Annotated in this window: 7 protein-coding genes and 1 pseudogene; 4 read left to right on the top strand and 4 right to left on the bottom strand. The window is 56.0% G+C overall.

The window, feature by feature from the left end; genetic code table 11:
• Positions 1 to 566 precede the first annotated feature (566 nt).
• The 4 genes and pseudogenes from PG892_RS21060 to PG892_RS21040 all read left to right on the top strand — a co-directional run.
• A complete protein-coding gene (locus tag PG892_RS21060; RefSeq protein WP_013213990.1) occupies positions 567 to 845 on the top strand; it encodes a hypothetical protein in 279 nt (92 codons plus the stop codon).
• A gap of 110 nt (positions 846 to 955) precedes the next feature.
• Positions 956 to 1381: an antirestriction protein gene (locus PG892_RS21055; RefSeq protein WP_013213989.1), complete on the top strand. Its 426-nt coding sequence runs from the start codon at positions 956 to 958 to the stop codon at positions 1379 to 1381.
• Between the two features lie 127 nt (positions 1382 to 1508).
• Positions 1509 to 1664, top strand: a complete 156-nt coding sequence (locus tag PG892_RS21050) for a hypothetical protein (protein WP_013213988.1) — start codon at positions 1509 to 1511, stop codon at positions 1662 to 1664.
• A 463-nt stretch (positions 1665 to 2127) separates the two neighbouring features.
• Positions 2128 to 2991: pseudogene (locus PG892_RS21040) on the top strand (IS1182-like element ISKpn6 family transposase); the annotation flags it as partial.
• A gap of 249 nt (positions 2992 to 3240) precedes the next feature.
• On the opposite strand, the gene PG892_RS21035 reads toward PG892_RS21040, so the two are convergent.
• From PG892_RS21035 to PG892_RS21020, 4 genes are all read right to left on the bottom strand, one after another.
• A complete protein-coding gene (locus tag PG892_RS21035; protein ID WP_004199234.1) occupies positions 3241 to 4122 on the bottom strand; it encodes a carbapenem-hydrolyzing class A beta-lactamase KPC-2 in 882 nt (293 codons plus the stop codon).
• A 94-nt stretch (positions 4123 to 4216) separates the two neighbouring features.
• Positions 4217 to 4867, bottom strand: coding sequence for a class A beta-lactamase (bla, locus tag PG892_RS21030; RefSeq protein ID WP_045286946.1), 651 nt, complete (start codon positions 4865 to 4867; stop codon positions 4217 to 4219).
• 74 nt (positions 4868 to 4941) lie between these two features.
• A complete protein-coding gene (locus tag PG892_RS21025; protein WP_013213985.1) occupies positions 4942 to 5922 on the bottom strand; it encodes an IS481-like element ISKpn27 family transposase in 981 nt (326 codons plus the stop codon).
• 122 nt (positions 5923 to 6044) lie between these two features.
• Positions 6045 to 6477: recombinase family protein (locus PG892_RS21020; protein WP_270825807.1), on the bottom strand; the 433-nt coding region annotated here is incomplete at its 5' end.

The following is a 6477-nucleotide window of genomic DNA, read 5'->3' as shown; positions in this document are numbered from 1 at the left end:
ATACCCCTCTGGAGGCCACGGACGGCGCGGCCTCCAGAGCACTTTGTCGTTTTTGGACGGAAAATCCCTAGAACCCCCTAGAGGCTGCTTTCTTTTGAGGGGTTAGCAGGCGTATAGCCATGCTGGATCTCAGTCTATCACTACCTGCTTAATATTCCACCTTTAGATCCGGCAGCAGTTCGACCAGGTGGCCAACTTACCAGGCACCGGCAGCAGCTCGACCGGGTGGCCAAGTTCAGATCTGGACGCCAGAAGGAAATCAACCAGGTGGCCAACTTACCAGGCACCGGCAGCAGCTCGACCAGGTGGCCAAGTTCAGATCTGGACGCCAGAAGGAAATCAACCAGGTGGCCAACTCACCAGGCATCGGCAGCAGCTCGACCAGGTGGCCCATTTCGTACGTACGAAATCAGGCGACGCTATGCGAAATCTTGGCGGCAATCCCCCGCGACTACGTGATTTTTTTAACGTAGAGCGCGCTTTTTCTTGCCATAGTAGGCCATTTTGGCCTATAATCTTAATTAAGAAGACCGGGCACCCGCCACGGTCAATACCGGAGAACTCCGATGATCCACACAGCTAACCGCACCTTTCACCAACTCTATCGAGAATGGATACGCGAACGCCGCGAGCATATGCACAACGTTTTGACCTGGGAGCGTGATCGTTACGGTGCTCGCCTCGTCGGTCTGTTTTATCGTTACTGCAAGGTGGCCAACCCCTTTCCCCGTTGCACTCTGAATACTCGGATCAACTACCGCGCCCATGCGGTGAATCTGCCAGATTGGCCAGCCCGCAGCCTGGAGCTGAATAAAATGTGGCTCAGTTGGAGAGAAAAAAAGTAGGCCGATTTGGCCTATTTTTTATTGTACCCGCTTGACACAATAGGCCAAAATGGCCTATTATATATCTCAGAAGGCCGGGCACCCGCCACGGTCAATACCGGAGAACTCCGATGATGCAAACAGAACTTAATCCCCTGATCTGCTCCCTGGTCGCCACCCCTCGCCGTATGGCTGCAATGCCCCGCTATGTAGGCCGTTTCTATGTGGTTTTCGAGTCGATGCTTTACCAGCAAATGAAAGGGCTCTGCCGCGAGTATCGCGGGGCTTATTGGCTTATGTGGGAGCTGTCGAACGGCGGCTTTTATATGGCTCCTGGGCGTCGTGATGAAATGCTGAACATCGAGGCCATGAACTACTTTAGTGGCCAAATGAGCGCCGATGCTGCCGGGATTACCGCTTGCCTCTACCTCTATAGCCATCTGTCATTTCACACAGAAGGCGCTGACCAGGAGCGGTTTTCAAGGCTGTATCACAGCTTGCGGGATTGGGCTTGTGAGCATGACGAAAAAGAGGCCATCTTGGCCGCAATAGACTAGCAACAGAAAGCCCCGGTGATGGCCGGGGCTCTTAAAGGAGGTGCATAGGTAGAAAAAGAAATGGTGCCCCTGGTATGGCTGCAACCAATCACAGGGGCTTTCACCGGTCAATTTGAGGATAAACGCGATGAATACGGATATTGTATCACTTGCAAAACACATTGGCGACGCTCTGACGGCCCGCCGCCCCGTTCATATGCCGCGCATGAAGATGCGGGAGCTTGGCTTGCTCTTGATTGAACTGAAGGCGTATCGGGAGGCCGCCGCGACCGTTACCCATTGATAAAAAAGCCCCGGCATTGACCGGGGCTATTTGAGGATTTATCGCATGATTAGACCTGAAACGCTTAGGCCGTTCGCTGAAGATTGGCAGGCTCCAACCGCCGATGAAATCAAAGAGGTGTTGGAGCTGATTAGGCAACGAAAAGGGCTTAGTAAGCCTCTCAGTGGCGTTGATGTCGCTGATCTCGTTGGTTTGCCTGGTGAGAGAGGCAGCGGAAAGGGAACCCGAACCTTCAGGCGTTGGGTGAGCAAAACCAACCCTAGCCCTATTGCTTATGGTGCCTGGTCTATCTTGGCCCACCTGGCAGGTTTCGGGGCTATATGGGACGCTGACCGGGATTGAAACCATGACCGAACATAAGGCCGAACGTGCTCCCTGGGGAGACTTCCCGGCAGTAGTGAGGAACGGCGATCTAAAGGATCTCTCTAAAGAACCTGAATACGAAGCCGCCAAACATGGCGACCACAAGGCGATGAGCTATAAGCGCATGAAGCCGGCCGAGGACGAATTGCATTGCGAGATCAAGGCGCTGCTTGATCGCGCCAAGGCTACCGACGACCAGGAGCGTAACGAGCCGGAGCTGGACATTCCTGCCGAGATTTCTCGCCGCGAGAAGCGCCTGGAGGCGATCCAGGCGGCAAAGGCGCGCCTGGAAGCGCGCCAGCGTGAAGCGGACCAGGCCCGGGGGCGCAGCGAAGACGATGGCCGCCGGCCTCGCCATCCGGATGGCTCGGACAAGGGCGGTGGCTCGTACAAACGCGAGTTTGGTGTGCCGGATGACCGTGATCAGGAAAGCTTCACCGATCCGGACAGCCGGATCATGAAACACGCCGGTGGTGGCTCCGAGCAGAGCTACAACGGGTACACAGCGGTCGATGCCGAGCACCAGATCATCGTGGCGGCGGAGTTGACCAACTGCGCCGCGGACAGTCAGGCGCTGCTGGGCATGCTGGCAGCAGTTCAGGCCAACACCGGAGAAATGCCGGCCCAGACGCTGGCGGATGCGGGATTCCGTAGTGAGGCTGTTCTGGCAAAGGTCGCCGATCACCACGGCGATGTCATCGTTGCCCTCGGCCGCGAGGGACGTGAAGATGCCAAGGTCAATGCCAAGACCCATCCGCATACGGCGGCGATTGCGGCGAAATTGAAAACGGAGCAAGGCGATGCAGCTTACCGCCGGCGCAAGTCGATCGTGGAGGCTCCGAATGGTTGGATCAAGGCGGTGATGGGATTGCGTCAGTTCAGCATGAGGGGCCTGGACAAGGTGCAAGCCGAGTGGAAGCTCGTCTGCATGGCGCTAAATCTGAGGCGAATGGCGTATCTGTGAGGGCGAAGGTTAAATGGGGCGGCTCAAATGCACCCCAGTCGTCATAACACGCCGCGCGCCGCAAGATTGGTATCCTTGGCGCCGACGCCTTGCCAATTGCAGAGAGCGCCGCCGCCATCGTCAGTGCTCTACAGAAAACCGGTCACACGGCTCTGCCGCGCAGACTCCTAGCCTAAATGTGACAGTGGTTGGTAATCCATGCCGCCCGCAAGGGCGGCGGTGGTGGGCCAATAGATGATTTTCAGAGCCTTACTGCCCGTTGACGCCCAATCCCTCGAGCGCGAGTCTAGCCGCAGCGGCGATGACGGCCTCGCTGTGCTTGTCATCCTTGTTAGGCGCCCGGGTGTAGACGGCCAACACAATAGGTGCGCGCCCAGTGGGCCAGACGACGGCATAGTCATTTGCCGTGCCATACACTCCGCAGGTTCCGGTTTTGTCTCCGACTGCCCAGTCTGCCGGCACCGCCGCGCGGATGCGGTGGTTGCCGGTCGTGTTTCCCTTTAGCCAATCAACAAACTGCTGCCGCTGCGGCGCAGCCAGTGCAGAGCCCAGTGTCAGTTTTTGTAAGCTTTCCGTCACGGCGCGCGGCGATGAGGTATCGCGCGCATCGCCTGGGATGGCGGAGTTCAGCTCCAGCTCCCAGCGGTCCAGACGGAACGTGGTATCGCCGATAGAGCGCATGAAGGCCGTCAGCCCGGCCGGGCCGCCCAACTCCTTCAGCAACAAATTGGCGGCGGCGTTATCACTGTATTGCACGGCGGCCGCGGACAGCTCCGCCACCGTCATGCCTGTTGTCAGATATTTTTCCGAGATGGGTGACCACGGAACCAGCGCATTTTTGCCGTAACGGATGGGTGTGTCCAGCAAGCCGGCCTGCTGCTGGCTGCGAGCCAGCACAGCGGCAGCAAGAAAGCCCTTGAATGAGCTGCACAGTGGGAAGCGCTCCTCAGCGCGGTAACTTACAGTTGCGCCTGAGCCGGTATCCATCGCGTACACACCGATGGAGCCGCCAAAGTCCTGTTCGAGTTTAGCGAATGGTTCCGCGACGAGGTTGGTCAGCGCGGTGGCAGAAAAGCCAGCCAGCGGCCATGAGAGACAAGACAGCAGAACTAGACGGCGATACAGTGACATCAACGATATTCCTTGTTTGAAGGTGGAGCTAGTTAAATTAAAAATGAAGTTTTAAATCAATCTAAAGTATATATGAGTAAACTTGGTCTGACAGTTACCAATGCTTAATCAGTGAGGCACCTATCTCAGCGATCTGTCTATTTCGTTCATCCATAGTTGCCTGACTCCCCGTCGTGTAGATAACTACGATACGGGAGGGCTTACCATCTGGCCCCAGTGCTGCAATGATACCGCGAGACCCACGCTCACCGGCTCCAGATTTATCAGCAATAAACCAGCCAGCCGGAAGGGCCGAGCGCAGAAGTGGTCCTGTAACTTTATCCGCCTCCATCCAGTCTATTAATTGTTGCCGGGAAGCTAGAGTAAGTAGTTCGCCAGTTAATAGTTTGCGCAACGTTGTTGCCATTGCTGCAGGCATCGTGGTGTCACGCTCGTCGTTTGGTATGGCTTCATTCAGCTCCGGTTCCCAACGATCAAGGCGAGTTACATGATCCCCCATGTTGTGCAAAAAAGCGGTTAGCTCCTTCGGTCCTCCGATCGTTGTCAGAAGTAAGTTGGCCGCAGTGTTATCACTCATGGTTATGGCAGCACTGCATAATTCTCTTACTGTCATGCCATCCGTAAGATGCTTTTCTGTGACTGGTGAGTACTCAACCAAGTCATTTTTCAATATTATTGAAGCATTTATCAGGGTTATTGTCTCATGAGCGGATACATATTTGAATGTATTTAGAAAAATAAACAAATAGGGGTTCCGCGCACATTTCCCCGAAAAGTGCCACCTGACGTCTAAGAAACCATTATTATCATGACATTAACCTATATGTCAAGACCCGGCTGGTTATACACGCGTTTCCTGAACAATTCAGGGCGTTTTTCATGCCATTCCTTGAGCGCCTGAACGGGTGTTTTGTGTTGGAGCGCGCGTTGCGGAATGCTGTGGTTGTAGATCTTGACGTAATTGCGCAGCGTCGATTCCAGTTCGGCAGCTGAACCAAAACGGGTCTGGTTGACGATGTCGCTGATACGACCGTTGAAGCGCTCCACCATGCCGTTGGTCTGCGGATGACGAGGCGGGATGAGCCGGTGCTCGATGCCGAGCTGCTTGCACAGGCGGTCGAACACGTGTGTGCCGCTGGGTTCCTTCTTCTTGCCGCCAGCCGTGAAGCGGTCGGTGAACTGGCTGCCGTTGTCGGTCAGAAGCTTGACGATCTTGACGGGACAGGCTTGCTGGACTTTGTTGAGGAAGTCGCCACTGCTGCCATCGGTCTGGTCGGCATAGAGCTCGATGAAGACCCAGCGCGTAGCACGGTCGATGGCAACGAAGAGATAGCGCCTTGCCGTCTCGTCGGGCATCTGCGGCAGGTACTTGATGTCGATGTGCACAAAGCCCGGCTCGTAGTCCTTGAAGGTCTTTTTCGTGGCGGGCGCAGTGCCTTCCTGCTCGACCAGGTTACGTAGATCCGAGACACCGTGGCGGCGCAGGCAACGTCCCAGGCCGGCACGCGAGACGGCTGGATTGATGAACTCGCGCGTGACCGCCAGCAGGTCGTCCGTGGGCAGCAGCAACGTCTTGCGCAGCTCCACCACGATGAGCTCCTGCTCGGGCGTGAGCGTCGTGTACATCTTGTTCGGCGCATGCGACTTGTCTTCAGGAGACTCGCGGTTTTGCCACTTTCGGATGGTTTGGCGGGTGACGTTGTACATCCTGGCCAGTTCGGCCTGCGGGAGCGTCGAGTTCCTGATTTCCTCACGGATCAGGTGGGTAGTACGGGCTTGGCTGTGCAGTGCCTGGGTCATCGAGTTGCCAGTGAAGAGTCGGATTGGAACAGTGTACGCAAAACGTGTCTGGCCTTGAAGAGCGGCCAGCTACGCATGGGTACATGATCCCACGAGTCCAGACACCTATAAAAATAGGCGTATCACGAGGCCCTTTCGTCTTCAAGAATTTTATAAACCGTGGAGCGGGCAATACTGAGCTGATGAGCAATTTCCGTTGCACCAGTGCCCTTCTGATGAAGCGTCAGCACGACGTTCCTGTCCACGGTACGCCTGCGGCCAAATTTGATTCCTTTCAGCTTTGCTTCCTGTCGGCCCTCATTCGTGCGCTCTAGGATCCTCCGGCGTTCAGCTTGTGCCACAGCCGACAGGATGGTGACCACCATTTGCCCCATATCACCGTCGGTACTGATCCCGTCGTCAATAAACCGAACCGCGACACCCTGAGCATCAAACTCTTTTATCAGTTGGATCATGTCGGCGGTGTCGCGGCCAAGACGGGGTTCTAGGGATTTTCCGTCCAAAAACGACAAAGTGCTCTGGAGGCCCCGCCGTCTGTGGCCTCCAGAGGGGTAT

Source organism: Aeromonas sp. QDB68 (genome assembly GCF_027707405.1).
GTDB classification, from domain to species: domain Bacteria; phylum Pseudomonadota; class Gammaproteobacteria; order Enterobacterales; family Aeromonadaceae; genus Aeromonas; species Aeromonas caviae.
The sequence above is the reverse complement of the archived record's forward strand: the minus strand, read 5'-3'. Positions and strand labels throughout refer to the sequence as shown.